This window comes from Streptococcus nidrosiense, assembly GCF_042140045.1.
Lineage (GTDB): Bacteria > Bacillota > Bacilli > Lactobacillales > Streptococcaceae > Streptococcus > Streptococcus nidrosiense.
In genome coordinates this window covers 1,761,875-1,780,659 of the sequence record NZ_CP152419.1, presented here as the reverse complement: position 1 = coordinate 1,780,659, position 18,785 = coordinate 1,761,875, and the positions used below count along the sequence as shown (strand labels likewise).

18 protein-coding genes are annotated in these 18,785 nt (G+C 39.5%); 10 read left to right on the top strand and 8 right to left on the bottom strand.

Annotation, left to right across the window (positions count from 1 at the left end):
- Positions 1–20: 20 nt before the first annotated feature.
- The gene (locus tag AAFQ93_RS08490) at positions 21–1,271 is read left to right on the top strand and encodes a dicarboxylate/amino acid:cation symporter (RefSeq protein ID WP_375555184.1); all 1,251 of its coding nucleotides are present in this window, start codon (positions 21–23) and stop codon (positions 1,269–1,271) included.
- 14 nt (positions 1,272–1,285) lie between these two features.
- On the top strand, positions 1,286–2,227 hold the full coding sequence (locus AAFQ93_RS08485) for a RimK family alpha-L-glutamate ligase (protein ID WP_375555183.1): 942 nt from the start codon (positions 1,286–1,288) through the stop codon (positions 2,225–2,227).
- Between the two features lie 67 nt (positions 2,228–2,294).
- Here AAFQ93_RS08485 and AAFQ93_RS08480 read toward each other — a convergent pair whose 3' ends face one another.
- The 5 genes from AAFQ93_RS08480 to AAFQ93_RS08460 all read right to left on the bottom strand — a co-directional run bounded on the left by AAFQ93_RS08480 (position 2,295) and on the right by AAFQ93_RS08460 (position 7,097).
- Positions 2,295–3,158, bottom strand: coding sequence for a YihY/virulence factor BrkB family protein (locus AAFQ93_RS08480; protein ID WP_223139943.1), 864 nt, complete (start codon positions 3,156–3,158; stop codon positions 2,295–2,297).
- A gap of 137 nt (positions 3,159–3,295) precedes the next feature.
- On the bottom strand, positions 3,296–5,350 hold the full coding sequence (locus AAFQ93_RS08475; protein ID WP_223139942.1) for a sodium:proton antiporter: 2,055 nt from the start codon (positions 5,348–5,350) through the stop codon (positions 3,296–3,298).
- Between the two features lie 11 nt (positions 5,351–5,361).
- Positions 5,362–5,616, bottom strand: coding sequence for a hypothetical protein (locus AAFQ93_RS08470; protein ID WP_223139941.1), 255 nt, complete (start codon positions 5,614–5,616; stop codon positions 5,362–5,364).
- Positions 5,609–6,166: a class I SAM-dependent methyltransferase gene (locus tag AAFQ93_RS08465; RefSeq protein WP_375555182.1), complete on the bottom strand. Its 558-nt coding sequence runs from the start codon at positions 6,164–6,166 to the stop codon at positions 5,609–5,611. Before AAFQ93_RS08465 ends, AAFQ93_RS08470 begins: the two co-directional genes overlap by 8 nt.
- Positions 6,150–7,097, bottom strand: coding sequence for a TIGR01212 family radical SAM protein (locus AAFQ93_RS08460; RefSeq protein WP_049504214.1), 948 nt, complete (start codon positions 7,095–7,097; stop codon positions 6,150–6,152). Before AAFQ93_RS08460 ends, AAFQ93_RS08465 begins: the two co-directional genes overlap by 17 nt.
- Positions 7,098–7,298: 201 nt before the next feature.
- Between AAFQ93_RS08460 and AAFQ93_RS08455 the strand changes: the two genes are divergently transcribed.
- From AAFQ93_RS08455 to AAFQ93_RS08430, 6 genes are all read left to right on the top strand, one after another.
- On the top strand, positions 7,299–9,485 hold the full coding sequence (locus AAFQ93_RS08455) for a PTS transporter subunit IIBC (RefSeq protein WP_375555181.1): 2,187 nt from the start codon (positions 7,299–7,301) through the stop codon (positions 9,483–9,485).
- A gap of 52 nt (positions 9,486–9,537) precedes the next feature.
- Positions 9,538–10,356, top strand: a complete 819-nt coding sequence (locus tag AAFQ93_RS08450; protein WP_223339281.1) for an endonuclease/exonuclease/phosphatase family protein — start codon at positions 9,538–9,540, stop codon at positions 10,354–10,356.
- A 149-nt stretch (positions 10,357–10,505) separates the two neighbouring features.
- On the top strand, positions 10,506–11,231 hold the full coding sequence (locus AAFQ93_RS08445) for a CppA N-terminal domain-containing protein (protein ID WP_375555180.1): 726 nt from the start codon (positions 10,506–10,508) through the stop codon (positions 11,229–11,231).
- A complete protein-coding gene (locus tag AAFQ93_RS08440) occupies positions 11,228–12,160 on the top strand; it encodes a serine hydrolase domain-containing protein (protein ID WP_375555179.1) in 933 nt (310 codons plus the stop codon). The genes AAFQ93_RS08445 and AAFQ93_RS08440 overlap by 4 nt, the downstream gene beginning before the upstream one ends.
- Positions 12,161–12,169: 9 nt before the next feature.
- Complete coding sequence (locus tag AAFQ93_RS08435) at positions 12,170–13,081, top strand: DMT family transporter (RefSeq protein ID WP_301559707.1); 912 nt, start codon at positions 12,170–12,172, stop codon at positions 13,079–13,081.
- A 115-nt stretch (positions 13,082–13,196) separates the two neighbouring features.
- Complete coding sequence (locus AAFQ93_RS08430; protein WP_301559708.1) at positions 13,197–13,955, top strand: CPBP family intramembrane glutamic endopeptidase; 759 nt, start codon at positions 13,197–13,199, stop codon at positions 13,953–13,955.
- A gap of 199 nt (positions 13,956–14,154) precedes the next feature.
- Here AAFQ93_RS08430 and tnpA read toward each other — a convergent pair whose 3' ends face one another.
- The 3 genes from tnpA to rsmG form a co-directional block, all read right to left on the bottom strand.
- Positions 14,155–14,601 (bottom strand): IS200/IS605 family transposase, encoded by a 447-nt coding sequence (gene tnpA, locus AAFQ93_RS08425; protein WP_301559709.1) that lies wholly within the window; start codon positions 14,599–14,601, stop codon positions 14,155–14,157.
- 203 nt (positions 14,602–14,804) lie between these two features.
- A complete protein-coding gene (locus tag AAFQ93_RS08420; protein WP_375555178.1) occupies positions 14,805–16,088 on the bottom strand; it encodes a uracil-xanthine permease family protein in 1,284 nt (427 codons plus the stop codon).
- Positions 16,089–16,497: 409 nt separating this feature from the next.
- Positions 16,498–17,211 carry a 16S rRNA (guanine(527)-N(7))-methyltransferase RsmG gene (gene rsmG / locus AAFQ93_RS08415; RefSeq protein ID WP_375555177.1) on the bottom strand — a complete coding sequence of 238 codons (714 nt, stop codon included), beginning with the start codon at positions 17,209–17,211 and terminating at the stop codon, positions 16,498–16,500.
- Positions 17,212–17,305: 94 nt separating this feature from the next.
- On the opposite strand from rsmG, the gene AAFQ93_RS08410 reads away from it, so the two are divergent.
- Both AAFQ93_RS08410 and htpX read left to right on the top strand, forming a co-directional pair.
- Entirely contained in the window at positions 17,306–17,866 is a 561-nt protein-coding gene (locus tag AAFQ93_RS08410; protein ID WP_375555176.1) for a LemA family protein, read from the top strand.
- Position 17,867: 1 nt separating this feature from the next.
- Entirely contained in the window at positions 17,868–18,767 is a 900-nt protein-coding gene (htpX, locus tag AAFQ93_RS08405; protein ID WP_301559712.1) for a zinc metalloprotease HtpX, read from the top strand.
- Positions 18,768–18,785: the final 18 nt, after the last annotated feature.

Here is an 18,785-nt window from a genome sequence, read left to right as displayed (position 1 = left end):
ATAAAACAAAGGAGTTTCTTATGAAATTAGTTACGTTATGGTCAAAACTCTCACTAGGCATTCAATTATTGGTGGCTTTGGTCTTGGGTGTTATCGCTGCCCTCATCTGGCCACAATTTGCAGGCTTTTATCAATTTTTAGGACAAGCCTTTATTAAATTGATCAATATGGTTATCATTCCTCTAATCTTCCCAACCATCGTTGTTGCAGTAGCTGGAGTTATCGGAAAAAAATCGTTCGGAAAAATCTTGACCAAGAGTTTGGTTTACTTTTTTGCCGTAACAACTGCCATTACTCTTTTGTTTGTATTTGCTAGTTACTATTTAGGATTTGGTCAAGGAGTGAATATCGGTCAAACTGGTGGTAACCTTGATGGAATTGCCAATAATGTAAAATTTAGCGAATTTTTGCTTGGTTTTATTCCATCAAATATCGTCAAGTCTCTTTCAGAAGGTGCCCTCTTGCCAATTATCGTTTTTGCAATCTTTCTTGGTTACGGAATTGGGAATCTTAAGTCTGATAAATCTCAGAAGATTATCCAAGGTTTCCAAATCTGGATTGAAGCCATTTACAAGATTGTTGCAGTAATTATCAAACTATCACCGATTGGTATTTTTGGATTTATCGCTAAAGATGTTGCAACTACTGGTGTTGACAAGCTGATTGGACTTGGTCAATTTGTCATTGGAACTTATTTGGCTTATGCTGTTTTGGTTCTCCTTATTTTCCCTTTGATTGCAGTTTTCTTTAAAGTTCCGTATTTGTCAGCCTTTCGTGAAAATTGGAGTCTCTTGACTCTGGCCTTTGTTACGGGTAGTTCTAGTGTTGTCTTGCCATCCCTTCTTAAAGATTTGAAAAAACAGGGCCATGACGAGCATACAATTGATTTAGTTGTTCCTTTAGGATATACTTTTAACTTAGAGGGAGCAGCAGTTTATTTCTCAGTAGCGACAATCTTTATCGCGCATGCCTACGGCATTCAATTTTCTTTATCAAGTCTCTTGTTTACTGTTTTACTCTTGACCTTGATTGGAAAAACTGCAGCAACTGTGCCATCAGGGGCTATCGTGGTTCTATTAGCAGCAGCACCTCAATTGGGCTTACCAGTTGAAGGAGTCGCCTTGATCTTTGCAGTTGATTTCTTTGTCAATGCTGGCCGTACTATGATCAATGTTTTGGGTCAAATCTTAACAGTCAGCGTTATTGAAAAAACAGAAGGATATATTTTAGAAGAAGAAAAGGAAAGCCAATTATCAGTCAGCTTTTCTTAAGGAGTTTATAAGTAATGAGTGAAGCAAAAGTTTATGTAATTCATGAGAATCTTGAATGGACCCAGCATTTGATCAAATGGTTGGAAGAACTAGAAGTCCCTTATGAACTGTGGGATTTATCTAGTGGGATATTGGACCTTCAAAGTCCACCACCACAAGGTATCTTTTACAATCGTATGTCTGCGTCTTCTCACACCAGAGGACATCGCTATGCGCCAGAATTTACAGAGCAGGTGATTACTTGGTTAGAAGCCCACGGACGCAAGGTTGTGAATGGAACAGGTGCTATTAACCTTGAAATCAGTAAAGTCAAACAATATTTGAAGTTAAACGAATCTGGTATCGAGACTCCTGCAACAGTTGCAGTTTTAGGGCAAGAAAACATCATTGAAGCAGCAAGAAAATTAAATATTTATCCTTTGATTACCAAGCACAATCGAGCAGGTAAGGGATTAGGCGTTCAACTCTTCCAAAATGAAGAGGAACTGGCAGCTTATGTCAATAGTCCCCTCTTTGAACCTTCAGTGGACGGGATTACCTTGTTACAAGCCTACATCAAACCAAGTGATGGACGTATCCGTCGTTCAGAGTTTATCAATCAAAAGTTCCTCTACACTGTTTCAATTGATTCTTCAGATGGTTTCCAACTGTGCCCAGCAGATGGTTGTCAAATTGGCAAGAGACCAGAACAACTAGAAACATCTGAGAAATTCCAGATTACAGAACCTCTACCAGATGACCGAAGAGAAGCTTATGAAAACTTCCTAAAAAATGCTCAGATTGATGTTGCTGCTATTGAATGGGTTCAGTCAGAGAGTGGTGATATTTATGTTTATGATGTAAATACCAACACAAACTACAATCCTACCGCAGAAAAAAATGCCAATATTTTTGCTCACCAACATTTGGCTCACTATCTAAAAACAGAATTGCAAGCCCTAACGAGTGGACAATAAAGTAGGAAATTCAAAAATCCCCCAGTATTAAATGACTGGGGGATTGATTTGTTTACTAATTAAAAACTTATTTGTTGACCTTAAAATCTGGATCCTTAAGACTTTGGACACTCGCATTAATAACAGCACCGACAATCAATAACTTGGCAATGATTATAAACCAGAACATCATGACAACAACGATGATGGAACTGAAAAATCGAACGTCGACAAGATAGTTGACATAGTTATTGAAATAAGCTGAAAAGATGGTTAATAAAGAAATAAGAGTGACAAACACGAACAGACTTCCAGGAAAGACGTAACGAATACGACCGACTTTCACATTCGGAAGGAAATAATAGAGCATGATCAAAATTGCAAAAAGTAAGGCATAAATCAGCGGTCCTGTAAAATCCTGTAAATATGCAAATAGAGAACTTTCGGATTTCCAGTAGTTTTTTAGCAGATCCAACAACATATGACCAAACATACTTAGAAATAAGGCAAGAGCAAAGAGAATTTGAAGTCCCAAACTAACTAGGAGACTCATCAGTTGATGTGAGATAATTCCTCTATTTTTTGCGATTCCATAGGCTTTATTAAAAGCCTTTTGAAGAAAATTCATGGATTTTGAAAATGTCCAAAGAGCTGATATCACAGCAAAACTCAATAGTCCAGCAGATGGTTGTGTCAGCACTTCACGAGCAATCTTTGCTACTACGTCATAGATTGTATCTGGTAAAAGTTCTTTTAAGGTTAGTAAAAAATTAGAGATTGGAATTTGAAAATAAGGCAAGATATTGATGGCTATCATAAGTAAAGGGAAGAGTGAAATCAACCAATAATAAGCCACAGCTACACTGGTTAATTCAATATCTGAAACATGATAGTAGTGTAAAAAAGCTTTTAATAAAGGCCTATTGGTTAGTTGTTTCCACAACTTTTTCATTGCATAATCCTCCACAATAATAACCTAATACTCAATGAAAATCAAAGAGCAAACTAGGAAACTAGCCGCAGGCTGTACTTGAGTACGGCAAGGCGACGTTGACGCGGTTTGAATTTGATTTTCGAAGAGTATAAATCTTAATTTCTGCGAACTAATTCCATCATATCATAAGGTAATGTGTTGGCTGATTCTTTTAGGGAATAAGTTTCTAGGTTGTTTACATTTTGTCGTAGTTTTTTAGCATACTGGGCTGAAATAAGTTTTTGTTTCTCGTATTCAAAGATAGACTTACGTTCTAGATAGTAGCCTCTCAACATTTCGTCGATATTATTGGGTTTAATACGATTGATAACCCGCTCCACAAAGGCACCACTGGTAATATGACTGGTTTCACGGAGACGTGATTCCTGCATGAAGCTGATTAGAGAACTCTTATAAATCCCTTTGAGGTTTTCTAAACTTTCGATGATGATTTCAGTGTTGGCTAGATAGAGCTCTGCAATCTGATCATAATCGATGGCAAGAAGTCTTTGGTTTTCCTTGTCTCTCCAAGAACGAAAGGTTTTTCCAAATGTGAGCAACTCATGAAGGAGAAAGCGCACAATCCGTATAGAAACAAGGAAGTAGTAGGTTAGGCGAGAAGCAAAGTTTCGCTTAATATTTTTCTCCATGCTTTTCAAGTAGCGTTGATATACACGATAACCTCTTTCACCGATTTTTCCTTCTTCATAAGCCTGTTCCAAACCATCGTTCTCGATACTGAGAATCAAGAGTTTAAGAGCTTCCCAGTCTTCTTGGATTTCTTTATTTTCTTGGCTTAGAATGAGATTTTCAATCCGTCCGTGATAGTTATCAATCGCAGCATAGAGGGGAACCTTGTTTTTAGTATGGTCCAGATCTCTCTCTAACTCCATAGCAACATCATTTAGGATAGCGATGTGCATGAGATGATCCTTAGATGGCTCTTGCTTTTCAGAAAGGTGTGGCAAGACCAATAATCCAGTAAGAAAACTGACTAGGGTTACACCAGCTACGAGGAAGAGAAGGAGCGGATATTCCTGCTCTAAGTTAGACGGTATCAAGAGGATAGTAGCAATAGAAACTGTTCCCTTAACTCCAGAAAATGTTAGAAGGAGCATATCTTTGACATACTTGTGGAGACTTTTTTGAAGTTTCTTTATTCGAAACGCGTAAAAGCCGTAAATCATCACAAAGCGGATGGCAAAGAGTAGGAAGGTTAAAAGAAAGACTGTGACGAGAAGAAGCACATTGTTATAAAAAGCACTCTTAAGAATCGGCTCCGCAATCATTTCCAGTTCCATTCCTAACAGTACGAAGACAGAACCATTGAGCATAAAGGTAACAGTGTGCCAAACGGTCTCGGTCACTGTATCCACTTGAGCTTCGAGAAGATTTATCTTTTTAAAGCGACTGGCTTTTAAAATACCAGCGACAACGACTGCGATAATTCCAGAAACATGAATCTCTTCAGCGATGAAGAATGTTAAAAGTGGTAAACTAAGATCCAGCAAGAGTTCACTGGCTATATCAGTAGCTCGAACACTAAGTAGAAAAGTATGGAGGAAACGATTGATTAAGGCTGTTATAAAGCCGACTGCAAACCCTCCAATGATGGAGATAGCTAGGGAAATTCCTGCTTGAGCGATTGAAAAGGTTCCCGTTGTCCATGCGATGAGAGCAACACGAAAGGCAATTAGCCCAGAAGCATCATTAAGGAGTCCTTCCCCTTTTAAGATATTTGAAATTCGTTTTGGAAATGTAAACCGTTCAGAAAGGGAAGCAAAGGCAACCAGGTCAGTAGGACCAAGTGCAGCCCCTACGGCTACGCAGGCAGCTAAAGGTAAGCTCGCCCAAAGGACATGGGCAAGTCCTCCCATACTTAGAGTAGATATAAAGATGACAGGGAAAATTAGATAGAGAACGATTCTCCAGTGCTTTAGGATGGAGGTTACATCTGCTTCTTGAGCTTCACGAAAGAGTAGTGGACCAATGACTAAAGCTAGAAACAACTCAGTATCTAAGTGATATTGGTTGTTGGGTAAGCAAAGACCAAGTCCGATTCCCAGAAGAATCTGAATCAGGGGCATGGGTAGGAAGGGAAGAAGTTTATTGGTCGTACTCGAAACAATGAGAACAAGTAAAAATATCAAGAGATAAAAAAGTAAATCCATCTTCTACCTCCTTATTTTTGTTTTCGACAAGCTTCAAAAAGTTCCTTTTGTTCTTGGATTTTTTGATCAATCTTCGAGCAGTCCTTGTGCTCGATTTTCTTCTGACAACGCTCCATTTCAAGTGTTATCATTTTCTTCTTGATTTTCAGCATCTTCTTGCTCATATGAGCTTCATCTAACATACCAACTGCCCGTTCATGTTGAGTTGATTCGACAAATTTGTGACGTAGATTTTCTATTTTATCTCGTAGGTATTGTTTATCCATGTCGATACCTTTCTAATTTTTCAATCATGACTAAAAATGGTGGATTGTTGATTTGGTTGAGAGTGCGATAGATCGTAGCAGTATATTCTTGTTGTGGTAAGTGACTGACAAAATCCATGACTGCATCCCGTTCGATATTTCCGCCTTCATGCCCGTAATAAATCATGATGGCTATTCGTCCACCCTTAACTAGCAATTGGCAAAGTTTATCCAGTGCTTCAATAGTTGTTTGAGGTTGGGTGATAATGCTTTTATCAGCTGAAGGAAGATAACCTAGATTAAAGATGGCAGCTTTCACCTCAGTTACAAACTGATCCACGGTTTCATGACCTTGTAGGATTAATTCTGCATTGGTCAAACTAGCTTCTTGTAGACGTTGGCTTGTCTTTTCTAGAGCTTGTTCCTGTATATCAAAAGCATAGACTTGTTTAGCTAACTTAGCTAGAAAAAGGGTATCATGGCCATTTCCCATGGTCGCATCAACGACAATATCCTCTTGGGTGATGACTTGGGCAAGAAAATCATGCGCCATTTCAAGTGGTCTTTTCATTCATAAACTCCTGTTTTACAGCCTTGCATCCTTGGACGCTACCGCGTCGTCTCATTTCAGCCTCAATGCTATTTAGAACTTCCCATTTATTGAGACTCCACATAGGACCAATCAACATATCCCTAGGCGCATCACCGGTAATCCGATGGATAACGATATGCTTGGGAATAATTTCTAGTTGGTCACAGATGACCTTGACATATTCATCCTGACTCATGAGCTGCAAACGACCTTCATGATAATCCCTTTGCATCCGAGTATTGGTCATGAGGTGAAGTAGGTGAAGTTTAATCCCTTGGATATCATTGTCCCTTACACAACGCCGAACGTTTTCCACCATCATTTCATGAGTTTCACCTGGCAAACCATTGATCAAATGGGCAACAATCTCGATTTTAGGATATTTTCTCAAGCGCTTGACAGTCTCCACGTAGAGTTCATAGGAGTGGGCGCGGTTAATCAATTCTGAAGTTTCTTCATAGGTGGTTTGTAAACCTAGTTCTACAGTAACATGCATTCGCTCTGATAATTCTGCCAAGTATTCAATTGTCTCATCAGGAAGGCAATCTGGTCGAGTCCCTATATTGATACCGACAACCCCAGGTTCATTGATAGCTTGTTCATAGCGTTCGCGAATCACTTCCAGCTTTTCATGTGTATTGGTAAAATTTTGGAAGTAAACCAAATACTTTTTAACATCTGGCCATTTACGATGCATAAAGTCAATTTCTTTATAGAATTGCTCACGGATAGGAGCATCAGGTGCAACGATTGCATCTCCAGAACCAGAAACCGTGCAAAAAGTACAGCCCCCATGTGCTACAGTTCCATCGCGATTGGGACAATCAAAGCCAGCATCAATAGGGACTTTAAAAGTCTTTTCTCCAAATAAATTTCGATAGTAATCATTCAAGGTATTATAGGATTTCATAGCTAATATTATATCAGAAAAGCCCTACAAACTCAAAAAAGGTCAGTAAGAGAGAGCGTGCCTAGAAAGTGAAACGAAAGAAAAAGTCAAAATTTTTTTATAAAAGCCTTTACAAAAAAATAAAAAGTGGTAGAATTAAATCATAAACAAGCGCAAACGTTTTCGTAAAACGTTTGCCGAATAAATATAAAGGAGATTTGAATGATGAAAGATACATTCAAAAATGTCTTGTCTTTCGAATTTTGGCAGAAATTCGGTAAGGCTCTAATGGTGGTTATCGCTGTTATGCCAGCGGCTGGATTGATGATTTCAATCGGTAAGTCACTTGCAATGATTGACCCAAACCTTGCTCCCCTAGTTATTACTGGTGGCGTACTAGAGCAAATTGGTTGGGGAGTTATCGGTAACCTTCATATTTTGTTTGCCCTCGCTATTGGAGGAAGCTGGGCTAAAGAACGTGCTGGTGGTGCTTTTGCGGCAGGTCTTGCATTTATCCTTATTAACCGTATCACTGGTACAATCTTCGGTGTATCAGGGGATATGTTGAAAGATCCTAACGCTATGGTTTCAACAATCTTTGGTGGATCTATCAAGGTTGCTGATTACTTCATTAGTGTACTTGAGTCACCAGCCCTTAACATGGGGGTATTTGTAGGGATTATCTCAGGTTTTGTTGGAGCGACTGCATTTAACAAATACTATAATTTCCGTAAACTTCCTGATGCCCTTTCATTCTTTAACGGGAAACGTTTTGTACCATTTGTAGTTATTCTTCGCTCAGCAATCGCTGCAATTCTTCTTTCAGCTTTCTGGCCAGTTGTTCAAACAGGTATCAACAACTTCGGTATCTGGATTGCTAATTCACAAGAAACAGCACCAGTTCTTGCACCATTCTTGTATGGTACTTTGGAACGCTTGCTCTTGCCATTTGGTCTTCACCATATGTTGACTATCCCAATGAACTATACAGCTCTTGGTGGTACTTACGATATTTTAACTGGTGCAGCAAAAGGCACTCAAGTATTTGGACAAGATCCACTTTGGCTTGCATGGGTAACAGACCTTGTAAACCTTAAAGGTACTGATGCTAGTCAATACCAAACATTGCTAGATACAGTTCATCCAGCTCGTTTCAAAGTTGGACAAATGATTGGTTCATTCGGTATTTTGATGGGTGTGGCTGCTGCTATTTACCGTAATGTTGAAGCAGACAAGAAACACCAATACAAAGGTATGATGATTGCGACAGCTCTTGCAACTTTCTTGACTGGTGTTACTGAGCCAATTGAATATATGTTCATGTTCGTTGCAACACCTCTTTACCTTGTCTACGCTGTTGTTCAAGGTGCTGCCTTTGCTATGGCTGATATTGTTCACCTTCGTGTGCACTCATTCGGTTCAATTGAATTCTTGACTCGTACTCCACTAGCTATCAATGCTGGTCTTGGTATGGATATCATTAACTTTATCTGGGTAACAGCACTATTTGCAGTTATCATGTACTTTATCGCCAACTTCATGATTCAAAAATTCAACTATGCTACTCCAGGACGTAACGGAAACTACGAAACTGCTGAAGGTTCATCAGAATCTGCTGCTTCTGGTGAGTCAAAAGTTGCAGAAGCTTCTCAAGCTGTTAACATCATTAACCTTCTTGGTGGACGTGCTAACATCGTTGATGTGGACGCATGTATGACTCGCCTTCGTGTTACTGTAAAAGACGCTGAAAAAGTTGGAACAGAGGAACAATGGAAAGCTGAAGGAGCTATGGGACTTGTCATGAAAGGACAAGGTGTCCAAGCTATCTACGGACCTAAAGCTGACGTTTTGAAATCAGATATCCAAGACCTTCTTGACTCAGGTGAAGTGATTCCTGAAACTCTTCCAAGTCAAATAGCAGCAGCTCAACAAGATGCTGTTGTATACAAAGGTGTGACTGAAGAAGTATACTCAGTTGCTGACGGTCAAGTGATTGAATTGGATCAAGTTAAGGATCCTGTATTCGCACAAAAAATGATGGGTGATGGATTTGCAGTAGAACCATCAAACGGAAACATTGTATCTCCAGTATCAGGTACTGTATCAAGTATCTTCCCAACTGAACACGCTCTTGGTCTTGTGACTGAAGCAGGCCTTGAAGTACTTGTTCACATTGGTTTGGACACAGTAAGTCTTGAAGGAAAACCATTTACAGTTCGTGTTACTGAAGGACAACAGGTTGCTGCTGGTGATCTTCTTGTCACAGCTGACTTGGGTGCTATCCGTGAAGCTGGTCGTGAAACTACAACTGTAGTTGTCTTCACAAATGGTGATGCGATCAAATCAGTTAAATTAGAAAAAACAGGTTCTCTTGCTGCTAAAACAGCAGTTGCAAAAGTAGAATTGTAATATTTAGGAGGTTGGAAGCTGTTTCCAACCTCTTGTTTAATAGGAGAAAAGCATGAAGTTTTTAACACTCAATACCCATAGTTGGATGGAAAAAGATCCTGAACAAAAGTTTCAACTTTTACTTCAAGATATACTTGAAAACAGTTATGATTTGATTTGTTTTCAAGAAATTAACCAGGAAATTACTTCAGCGCAAGTAGAAGCTGGTGTACTTTATCAGCCATTACCATCTGCTGAGCCGATTCATCAAGACCACTATGTGCGACTTTTGGTAGAGAAGTTGGCTGAGCAAGGTCAAAACTATTATTGGACTTGGGCCTATAACCATATCGGTTATGATCGTTACCATGAAGGTGTTGCAATCCTATCTAAAACACCAATTGAGGCGCGTGAAATTTTGGTTTCAGATGTAGATGATCCGACAGATTACCACACTCGTCGAGTTGCTCTAGCAGAGACAGTAGTTGAAGGTAAAGAACTTGCAGTTGCGAGTGTCCATCTCTCTTGGTGGGATAAAGGCTTCCAAGAGGAATGGGCGCGCTTTGAAGCAGTTCTGAAAGAATTGAACAAGCCACTCTTGCTAGCAGGTGATTTTAATAATCCTGCAGGTCAAGAGGGCTACCAAGCTATTTTAGCTAGTCCACTAAACTTACAAGATGCATTTGAAGTTGCAAAAGAAAGAAGTGGTAGTTACACTGTTCCGCCTGAAATTGATGGTTGGAAGGGAAATAGCGAACCTCTTCGAATCGATTATATCTTTACAACAAAGGATGTGCAGGTAGAAAAACTTCACGTGGTCTTTGATGGTAAAAACAGTCCACAAGTTAGTGATCATTACGGTCTGCAAGCAACACTATCTTGGAAAGACTAAATAAGGTATTTTAGTAAAAACAATCAAGCCCCCCTTCTACAAACAGAAGGGGGAATTTAATTTAAAGAGTTAATATAGTTAAAGTTTTTTATTGAATAACTTGTAAAAAAAGATAAAATCCTTTAAAATAAAAAGTGTTGGAGGAATTTATGATTGTAAATCAAATAAAGCGTATGATCCCGACGCTAAAGGTAAATAATAGAAATTTAAATGAGTTGTTTTATATTGAGACTTTGGGGATGAAACCCTTGCTTGAAGAGTCAGCCTTCTTATCACTAGGAGACCAGTCAGGTATTGAAAAGTTAGTTTTAGAAGAGTCACCAAGTATGAGGAGCCGTAAGGTTGAAGGGATTAAAAAATTAGCTAGATTACTTGTAAAGGTAGAGAAGCCATCTGAGATTGAAGCCTTACTAGCTAGAATGGAAGAAATCCCTCAACTCTATAAGGGAGCTAAGGGATATGCTTTTGAGCTTCTTTCTCCAGAAGGGGATTGTATTCTTATTCATGCTGAAGATAATATCAAAGATTTGAAAAAAGTTGAGGAAGAAGTCACTTTTTCAATAGATGAGAAACTGAGATATTTGACAGCCTTTGAAATCTCGGTGGAAATCAACTTGCCAGATGAGACATCAAGCCTGCTTGAAAAAGAAGAAATCGAAAATCGACTAGCTTTTAATCAAGCTCAAGGGAGCGATTTACTGGTTGAAAATAATGTAACTTGGGACCTGTCCATGTTGAAATTTCAAGTAGAGAATTTGGATTTGCCTGTATTGCGTCAAAGATTTGAAGAAGCTGGTTACTTTATTCCAAAATCTGAGAAGTTTTTCCTAACTAAGGATACCAACAATATTGAATTGTGGTTTGAAGCAGTATGAAACAAAAAATCATTCAAAAAATAAAGCAACAAATTGAGGCAGGGATTTATCCTGGTGCCTCTTTTGCATATTATCAGGATGGCGTTTGGTCTGACTGGTATCTAGGAGAAGCAAATCCACAAATTGGTGAGCAGACTCGTGAGGACTTGGTCTATGATTTGGCAAGTGTCAGCAAGGTTGTTGGAGTAGGAACCGTCTTAACTTTCTTGTGGAAGGAAGGTAAGATTGAGCTAGATAACTCCATAAGAGACTATCTTCCAGAAGTGGATTACCCAGACATCACCATTCGTCAACTCCTAACGCATGCAACGGATTTAGATCCTTTTATTCCTAATAGAGATCAGCTTTCAGCAGATCAGTTAAGAGAAGCTATGTTTCATCTGAATCGCCGAGAGAAGAGAGCCTTTCTATACTCAGATGTGCACTTTCTCTTACTAGGTTTTCTTTTAGAATCTTATTTTGAAAAGGACTTGGATCAGATTTTACAAGAGCAAGTGTTGAATCCATGGAAGATGAAGGAAACTCAGTTTGGTCCAGTTAACTGTGCTGTTCCAACGGTCCGTGGACAGAAAGCAGGAGTGGTCCATGATCCCAAGGCTCGTTTGCTTGGAAAGCATGCAGGTAGTGCAGGCTTGTTTTCGACAGTTCATGATTTAAAAGTCTTTCTAGAGCATTATTTGCAGGATGATTTTGCTGCAGACTTAAGTCAGAATTTTTCGGATCTGAATGATAAAGAACGCTCATTGGCCTGGAATCTTGAAGGTGATTGGCTGGACCATACAGGCTATACTGGAACCTTTATCATGTGGAATCGTAAGAAACAAGAAGCTGCTATCTTTTTATCCAATCGAACTTATGAAAAAGATGAGCGTGCTCAGTGGATTTTGGATCGTAATCAGGTCATGGACTTGATTCGAGAGGCAGACTAGGGAGGAAGTATGTCAAAAGCTTTAAAAGGAACTCTTTATACAGTCATTGCAGGTATTGCCTGGGGCTTGTCGGGGACCAGCGGTCAGTACTTGATGGTTCACGGGATTTCAGCCCTCCTTCTGACCAATATCCGTTTGATAATTGCTGGTTTACTCTTGATTCTTCTTGCCTATACTAAATCAAGGGATAAATTTATGGCTTTTCTGAAGGATAAATCAAGCCTGTTTTCTCTCTTGTTATTTTCTTTATTTGGTCTTTTTCTAAATCAATTGGCTTATCTTTCAGCTATTCAGGAGACAAATGCTGGGACAGCGACAGTTCTCCAGTATGTCTGTCCAGTTGGAATCCTTGCTTACACTTGTATCAAGGATAAGGTGGCTCCGACGCTTTCAGAAATCATCTCTATGTTTTTAGCTATAGGTGGGACCTTTCTCATTGCAACCCATGGGCAATTGGATCAACTCTCGATGACTCCAGCTGGTCTATTTTGGGGTTTGTTCTCGGCCCTAACCTATGCTCTTTATATCATTTTACCTATAAAATTGATTCAAAAATGGGGGAGCATATTGGTTATTGGTGTTGGAATGACCATCTCAGGTATACTAGCAGTACCTTTTACGGGGCTTATCGGGGCCAGTATTCCCATATCTTTTGATATCTTTCTAGCTTTTGCTGGCATCATTCTGATTGGAACGGTCTTTGCCTATACAGCCTTCCTCAAGGGAGCTAGTATGATAGGACCAGTCAAGTCTAGCCTTTTGGCTTCGATTGAGCCTATCTCGGCAGTATTTTTTGCCTTCATGATTATGGGGGATATCTTTTATCCTGTAGATTTTCTTGGTATGGCAATGATTTTACTAGCTGTGACTATCATTTCATTGAAGGATTTAATGCTTGAAAAGAAACATCATTCCGTTTAATGGATTAAACCAGTCTTTGATAAGGCTGGTTTTTAATCTTCTAGCAAGTTGGTTCATATAACTTTAAGAATGAATGTTTATAATCAATTCATACATTTAAAGATAAGGAGGAAATATGAATTTGCTACAAAGTATTCATCCATCAAAACCTTTAAGATACTTAAAATGGTTCGATATCCTCATCATCACTGTTTTAATGTTTGGAGAGTTTATCATTCGTTCTACTCAACAATTTATGGAGAGTTTATCGACTTCAACTCTTACTAGTGTCACAGAAACTACGACAAATGTAGCAAGTGATGGAGCAGCTTATTCTAGTAATTTCAATTTTCAATTGATTATGTTAGGGATTACCTTCCTTTATCTTGTGATTCGAAATTATGATTTTAAACAGCTTCCTATACGTTGGAGCTGGTCTGTTTTAATTTGGGTTCCCCTTATCTTTGCTGTAGTTGGTATCTTTGGTGATATCATTACAACCCTTAGTGGTAAGTATAATTATTTTAATCCTCAGTTGATCCCTTTTATAGACCCCATGGAAATCATTCGAAAATTCATGGCTTTAACACCGATAGCGATTTGCTATGCTTTACTAAATGGTTTTTATGAAGAATTTTTCTTCCTAGGCTTACTGATTTCAGTAAAAGAAAAGCACAAGTGGTTGGCTTTGGTCTATTCGGTAATTATACGGATTTCTTTCCATACCTATCAAGGATTGCTTTGGGCCTTGGTGATTGGGCTTGTTTACGGTCTCTTTTATTATTTCTTGTACAAGTATGTAGTCAAGAATTTACTGCCATTCTTTCTCATGCATGCTCTTGCTGATATGTTTGGTTCAAGTCTCTTGTATCTTCTGATTGCTTGGGAAAATTAAGAAATCAAACTTTTTGACAACAGTCCAATGAGTCACTGTATCAAAGTCTTCTTGTGAATCATAACCACCCGTCTAACGGGTGGTTTGCACCAGGGCTATAAGCCCAAATTACCAGCCAGCGCCTAAAGACGCTGGCTTTCACGTTGTTCAAGCCTCATTGCTCTTGACTCGTCACTTGCCTCTTAAAGAGGCGTGAGTATTACTTGCCACTATCCCTAAAGGGATCCTCATATTCTTTTACACTTAATTTATCTAGTGCTATATCATGCTTTTCCTGATCTGTGGCTTCATTAAGCCCTACTGTACTCACATAATAACCTTCTGCCCAGAAATGCCGATTCCCAAACTTGTACTTGAGGTTGGCGTGTTTATCAAACATCATGAGTACACTTTTGCCTTTTAAATACCCCATGAAACTTGAAATACTTATCCTAGGTGGAATACTTACCAACATATGTACATGATCAGGCATTAAATGACCTTCGATAATCTCAACACCTTTATAACTACATAATCGGTGGAATATTTCTCCCAAACTACTTCGATATTGATTATAGATCACTTTTCGTCTATACTTAGGGGTGAACACAATGTGATATTTACACATCCACTTTGTGTGTGATAAACTATGAGACTTTTGTGCCATGGTTTTCTCCTTTCGCTTTACAATTGGCTTGAACACCTTTATTGTATCGCGCTTGGAGTTTTTTTGGTATAACCTTCGACGCGCACCCGCATAGCGGGTGGTTTATTTGTCTCGCACCTCACGGAGCGAGACGGACTAATAGTCACATAATAAAAATAGAGGTCGGGATTTTTGGTCCCGACCTCTTGTTGATTCTATATGGATTAGTCTTTGTTTTCGTATGGCAAGATCAAGTTTAGGATGATACCTGTCATAGCTGATAGGGCAGTACCTGAAAGGGTAACTGGTCCAAGTTTAAGGATAGCACCACCAAGTCCAAGCACCAACATAGCACTTGCGATGATAAGGTTGCGCATTTGGCTAAAGTCAACACGTTCTTTGATCAAGACTTTCAAACCGTTACTTGCGATAACCCCGTAAAGAAGGATAGACATACCACCAAGTACAGAGTTTGGAATTGTTGAAATCAATGCAGTGAATTTACCAAGGAAGCTAAGGGCAATTGCGATAAAGGCAGCGTTACGGATAACTGAGACAGAAGCGATACGAGTCATTCCGATAACCCCTGTATTTTCACCGTAGGTTGTATTGGCTGGTCCACCGAGGAAGGCAGAAACAGATGTTGCAATACCATCACCAAGAAGGGTACGGTGAAGACCTGGTTCTTTCAAGAATTGGCGTCCACAGATTTGACCTAGAACGGTGTGGTCTCCGATATGTTCAGAAATGGTTACGATTGCGATTGGTAGGATGGCAATTGTTTCAGGACCGAAGTAAAGGTCGTATTGTTTGAAGGCACCACCTGTATTGAATGGTAGGTAGAAACCAGGGATTTCAAACCAGTTAGCTTCAAGAACAGGAGTGAAGTCAACCAATCCAAGTGCTAGGGCAAAGAGGTAACCACCGATAATGGCAAATAGGAATGGGATAATTCGTAGGAAGCCTTTTCCTTTTGTATTGATAAAGGCAGCAATCAAGAAAGTAACAACGGCTACAAGAGCGTTTTTCCAGTTTCCATCAGCTACAAGGCCAGCATTGGTTACAGCTGAACTAGCTAGTCCAAGACCGATAACAATGATCATAGGACCGATAATGATTGGTGGTAAGAGTTTGTCGATCCATTTTGTACCTGCAAAGCGCACACTTGCAGCAACAAGGACATAAACAAGACCAGTCAGGATAACCCCTGTCTGAGCAGCAGATACATCACCACCCATTTCTTTCATGGCAAGTGACATAGCTGTGATAAAGGCAAAAGAAGAACCCAGATAAACTGGAACTTTAAAGCCAGTAGAGATCATGTAAATGAGTGTTCCTACACCTGATGCAAAAAGGGCAACCGATACAGGCATTCCCAAGATCAAAGGTACCAAGATGGTTGCACCAAACATGGCGAATACGTGCTGGAAGCTAAGAAGAATTCCCTTTCCAGCTGAAGGACGTTGGTCAACGTCTAAAAGCAAATCAACAGTTGATTCCTGTTTCATATTAACCTCACTTTTGGGCATCAAAAAAGAGCCCATTATTTTATAGCAATAGGCTCCCAGAGTAAGACCTCTCTAAAACAAGACTCCTTCATCAAGTTTTAAAAAGTTTTATATAGATCTGCGCCTTCGTCACCTCACGGGATGACATTAAAAACCTTTGCTTAGGATAGTATAGCAGAAAAAAATGATTTTGTAAATCATTTTTTCCCGAGCCTTGAAATGAGAGAGCGAGGTATGATTTTGTAAATCATTTTTTCCCGAGCCTTGAAACGAGAAAGCGAGGTATGATTTTGTAAATCATTTTTTCCCGAGCCTTGAAATGAGAGAGCGAGGTATGATTTTGTAAATCATTTTTTCCCGAGCCTTGAAATAAGAAAGTGAGGTGTGAGTTTGCAGATTTTTAATCTTTCTAAAGCGGACGTTTGTTAGGCATGCCAGCCTTTCTTGGGTATTTATTTGGAGTTTCTTTTTTCTTCTCGACAATAGTAATGTAGCGAGGGTCTCCGTTAGGAAGTGTGTAACTGAGATTATCTTCAACCTTACTAAAGATAAGGTTAAGGGCATTTTTAGCCTCAGTTAATTCCTCTGGGGCATTGCTAGCCTTCAGTGCTAGCAATTTTCCACCGACTTTTAAGTAGGGAATAGTCAACTCGGACAAGACCTGCATACGGGCAACAGCACGAGCCGTAACGATATCAAACTGAGCACGGAAGTTCTTATCTTGGGCGAAGTCTTCGGCACGTCCGTGATAGAAGTGGACATTTTCTAACCCTAGTTCTTGGGCTAATAGATTCAGAAAGTTAATTCGTTTATTAAGGGAATCAATAATGGTTACATCTAGCTGAGGATAGAGAATCTTCATAGGAAGGCTAGGAAAACCTGCTCCAGCACCGATGTCTAAGAGTTTATTGGGCTGGTTTTCAATCAATCCCTGTAAAATAGGAGCGATGGAATCATAGAAGTGTTTGAGATAGACTTCTTCTTTTTCTGTAATAGCAGTTAGGTTGATTTTTTCATTCCATTCGACCAAGAGTTCAAAATAACGCTCAAATTGAACTTTTTGCTGGTCAGAAAGATGGATATTTTGTTCAGCTAGCAGTTGATAAAATGTTTCTGGTTTCATAGTAGTTTCCTTCTTTAGTATCATCTTATTTTACCACAAAAAGATGGAAATTTGATATACTGGTACTAATCTAAAAGAAGAAAGGAATTATACGATGACTTGGATTATTCTTGGAGTTCTTGCTCTTATTGTTATTTTCGTAATTGTTAGTTATAACAGTTTGGTTAAAAATCGCATGCAAACTAAGGAGGCATGGAGTCAGATTGATGTTCAGTTGAAACGTCGTAACGATCTCTTGCCAAACTTGATTGAGACCGTGAAAGGATATGCAAAGTATGAAGGTTCAACGCTTGAAAAAGTTGCAGAACTTCGTAATCAAGTAGCCGCAGCAACTTCACCAGCAGAAGCTATGAAGGCTAGTGATGCTCTTACACGTCAGGTTTCAGGAATCTTTGCGGTTGCAGAAAATTATCCAGACCTAAAAGCAAGTGGCAACTTTGCACAATTGCAAGAGGAGTTGACCAATACTGAAAATAAAATTTCTTACTCTCGGCAACTCTACAATAGTGTTGTTAGCAACTATAATGTTAAATTAGAAACATTCCCAAGCAACCTAGTTGCTGGACTCTTTGGTTTTAAAGTGGCTGATTTCCTTCAAACACCTGAAGAAGAAAAGGCAGTACCAAAGGTTGATTTTAGTGGTTTAGGTGACTAGGATGTTGTATGATCAAATCGCGAGTAATAAGCGAAGAACTTGGATTTTACTACTAGTATTCTTTTTACTTCTGGCTTTGGTTGGATATGCAGTTGGTTATCTCTTTATGCGATCTGGTCTTGGTGGCTTAGTTATCGCTCTGATTATCGGCTTTATCTATGCCTTGTCCATGATTTTTCAATCAACAGAGATAGTCATGAGTATGAATGGTGCGCGTGAGGTGAATGAGCAGACTGCACCAACCCTCTATCATGTTGTGGAAGATATGGCTATGGTGGCGCAAATCCCTATGCCACGTGTCTTCATCATCGATGATGCCAGCTTAAATGCCTTTGCTACGGGTTCAAATCCCCAAAATGCAGCTGTAGCAGCAACTTCAGGACTCCTTGCGATTATGAATCGTGAAGAGTTAGAGGCGGTTATAGGCCATGAAGTCAGTCACATTCGTAACTATGATATTCGTATTTCTACGATTGCGGTTGCCCTTGCCAGTGCCATTACACTTTTATCAAGTATGGCTGGACGCATGATGTGGTGGGGAGGTGCAGGCCGTGGTCGTAGAAGTGATGATCGAGATAGTGGTGGACTTGAAATTATTATGCTAGTTGTTTCTCTCCTAGCAATTGTTTTGGCGCCCCTAGCAGCAACCTTGGTACAACTAGCCATCTCTCGTCAACGAGAATTTTTAGCAGATGCTTCAAGTGTAGAGTTGACTCGTAATCCTCAAGGGATGATCAATGCCCTTCGTAAGCTGGACAATAGTCAGCCTATGAGTCGTCATGTGGATGATGCTAGCAGTGCACTTTACATCAACGATCCTCAAAAACGAGGTGGCTTGCAAAAACTCTTCTATACCCATCCGCCAATCTCAGAACGGATTGAGCGTCTGAAACATATGTAAAAACATCCAGAGATTTTC